This window comes from Hugenholtzia roseola DSM 9546, from assembly GCF_000422585.1.
GTDB classification, from domain to species: domain Bacteria; phylum Bacteroidota; class Bacteroidia; order Cytophagales; family Bernardetiaceae; genus Hugenholtzia; species Hugenholtzia roseola.
This window is the reverse complement of record NZ_AUGI01000075.1, coordinates 1-2815: the sequence shown is the minus strand read 5'-3', so window position 1 is coordinate 2815 and position 2815 is coordinate 1. Positions and strand designations below refer to the sequence as shown.

At 41.7% G+C, this 2815-nt stretch carries 2 protein-coding genes and 2 rRNA genes; 2 read left to right on the top strand and 2 right to left on the bottom strand.

Annotated features, from left to right (window positions below; genetic code table 11):
- Positions 1-163: 163 nt before the first annotated feature.
- Positions 164-937, top strand: a complete 774-nt coding sequence (locus G500_RS0108065) for a ParA family protein (protein WP_245574476.1) — start codon at positions 164-166, stop codon at positions 935-937.
- Positions 938-978: 41 nt separating this feature from the next.
- Complete coding sequence (locus tag G500_RS0108060) at positions 979-1659, top strand: hypothetical protein (RefSeq protein WP_027002186.1); 681 nt, start codon at positions 979-981, stop codon at positions 1657-1659.
- A gap of 614 nt (positions 1660-2273) precedes the next feature.
- On the opposite strand, the gene rrf is transcribed toward G500_RS0108060, so the two are convergent.
- Together rrf and G500_RS0108035 are read right to left on the bottom strand one after the other, a co-directional pair.
- Positions 2274-2385: ribosomal RNA gene (rrf, locus tag G500_RS0108040) — 5S ribosomal RNA — on the bottom strand.
- Between the two features lie 89 nt (positions 2386-2474).
- Positions 2475-2815, bottom strand: a 23S ribosomal RNA gene (locus G500_RS0108035); the annotation flags it as partial.

Below are 2815 nucleotides of genomic sequence, written 5' to 3'. Positions count from 1 at the left end.
AAAAAAAAAGAGTTTAGACTGAAAAAGAGAAAAAATAGTCATATTCCGCGTTAAACAAAATTGGGCATTTTTTGCAAAATTGCTATCTTTGCCTACTGAAAAAAAGAAAGTTGCTTATATTTTGGAGCTTTTTTGGTACAAAAAAAATCAAACATTAGACAGTATGAGTACAGAGTACAAAACTTTCATGGTGGTCACTTTGAATCACAAAGGAGGTGTTGGTAAAACAACAACGGCGTATAATTTAGGTCATGCTTTGGCGCGAATGGGCTATAAAACGCTCCTTCTTGACCTCGACCCGCAGGCTAATATGACGGCTGTTTGTGGGGTAGAAATTTCAGAGGGACAAAAAACGCTTTATAACGTCTTGATAGACAAAGACTTAGAAAAGCTGCCTTTGATTTCTCTTCGGGAAAACTTAGATTTGCTTCCTTCTGAATTAAGATGCACCGAAGCAGAATTGCGTTTGCAATCCGATAGCATTTCTGGAAATTATGCTTTAAAAACGGCGTTGGAAAAAGTGCAAGACCACTATCAATTTGTGATAATGGATTGTCCGCCGAGTTTAGGTGCGCTTACTTTAAATGCACTGGTAGCGGGAACGCATTTATTGGTAACTGTGCAGGCAAGTTATTTGGCAATTAAGGGACTTCAAACGCTTATCGAGGTGGTAGAACGGATTAAAAAGTTTCTCAATCCGCAGCTCCTGATGGGCGGCATGGTGCTTACACAGGTCAATCATACTGTTGTGCGAAAACATTTAGCCGACAGTTTGCGTGAATTGTATCAGGGGCATGTCTTTGAGGCAGTCATTCGGCAGAATGTAGCCCTTGAAGAGGCAGCTTTAAATCGGGAAGACATCTTTACCTACGCGCCTAAGTCGTCGGGGGCAGAGGATTACGCCGCCTTAGCCCAAGAGTTGCTCACGCGCTTTTAAAAGGCGATACCGCGCATCTATAAAGCAAACCCAATGGAGTTATGAGTAAAAAGAAATTTCAACAGAGTGCAGGCGCACAGGAGATTCGCCAAAAGGCACAGCATCAGACCCAACATCAGGCTCAAAATAGCCTTGTGCCAATGCGTCCGATTATCTTGGTCAAGCCCGAATGGAAGGCACTGTATCCTACGCCTTCGGCAGCGGAATTTGCCGCCTTGCGCCGCCAATTAGCACAGAAAGGATTTGAAGAGCCGCTCCTGCTTTGGCAGACGCGCGTGCGTGAGGTTTATATCTTGGTGGAAGGCTACGCCCAATACGAGGCGTTTTTGGATATAGACCAAAAGGAGGGTTTTGCGCATGAGCTTCGTTTTGAAGTCAAAGACTTTGAAGATGAAAATGCCGTCAAGCGTTTTATCATTCAACGCCTTTTGAGCCAGTTCGAACTCAACGAAGCCCAAGCTACTTATTTGAAAGGCAAAATGGGCTTAGTGCCGCGCAATCGCTTCGAGGCGCGATACCTGCTCTTTGCTGATGCCGTTGATAGACTCTCTTCCATCGAGCCGAATTTGCGCGAAAAAATATTTTCAGGGAAATGGCAGCGCACCACTTACGAGGTCATTCGCCTTGCTGCTTTGCTACCCGAAAAAATTGGCATCAAGCGCAAAAAGATTTTACAAAGGGCTACCTCTGCGGCAGAGGCTACCCGCCTTTTGGAATTTTAGTGTGTTTTGGGTACAATAAACTCAAAATTGTATTTCTAACTATTTGAAAAAAAGGCAGTTAGCTTATTTTTTTTCAAATGTTAATTTTCAAAACTTTTTTCGAAAAGAGGTCAGAAAAAAAATAGTCTAAAATGCTTGTAATCAAGTCTTTATCTTTACAAAATTGATTTTTTGTAAAGATAGTACCCTATTGCCTTTTTTTCTTAGCCAAAAAAGAGCGTGCAGATAAGATAAAAGTAGGCGATAAAGGCTTGTTTTTTTATTTTTGCAATCTTAACACATTGAAAACAAGATAATTAGGCTGCTTTTTTTTAAAAAGTTAATTTTTGTAATCTTTTTGAAAAGGGCAGTGTAAAAAAAGCATTTTAAAGTCTTGATTATCAGTATTATACAAAAACAAAAACACGAAAAATAGCAGAGTAAAAATTTTGCTTTGAATAAAAAAGTGCTTGTTGTTTAAAAAAGGAAATGCGACATTTTGCATCAATTTTCAACCTGCTATTTTATTCAAAATCCCGCAAATGTTTATTTGCGGAAAGGTGTTTTTTTAGAAAAGTGAGCAAAGTAAAGGGCAAAAAAAAACCTCGCAAAAGCGAGGTTTCAAAAGAAAATAAGGTGGGCGGCGACCTACTCTCCCACGGAATAGCGTAGTACCATCGGCGCAGCAGGGCTTAACGTCTCTGTTCGGAATGGGAAGAGGTGAACACCTGCGCTATAACCACCCTTACTTTCGTCAGACTCACAATTGAGTCTGCTATATTGAATGTTCTTATAGAATTTAACAGAGGGGAAGGTTCATCATTGCTCGAACTACATCTTGAAATTCAATCGAGTCATTAGTACTACTCGGCTCAATGTTTCTCAACACTTACACCTGTAGCCTATCAACGTGGTCATCTCCCACGACTCTCAAGGGAAATCTCATCTTGAAGTGGGTTTCACGCTTAGATGCTTTCAGCGTTTATCCCTTCCGAACATAGCTACTCGGCACTGCACCTGGCGGAACAACCGATACACCAGAGGTTCGTCCAACTCGGTCCTCTCGTACTAAAGTCAGATCTTCTCAAATTTCCTACGCCCGCATCAGATAGGGACCGAACTGTCTCACGACGTTCTGAACCCAGCTCGCGTGCCACTTTAATGGGCGAACAGCCCA

Excerpts from the sequence above, each read along its gene's own strand:
- G500_RS0108065 (WP_245574476.1), top strand. The coding sequence starts at position 164 with ATGAGTACAGAGTACAAAACTTTCATGGTGGTCACTTTGAATCACAAA.
- G500_RS0108060 (WP_027002186.1), top strand. The coding sequence starts at position 979 with ATGAGTAAAAAGAAATTTCAACAGAGTGCAGGCGCACAGGAGATTCGC.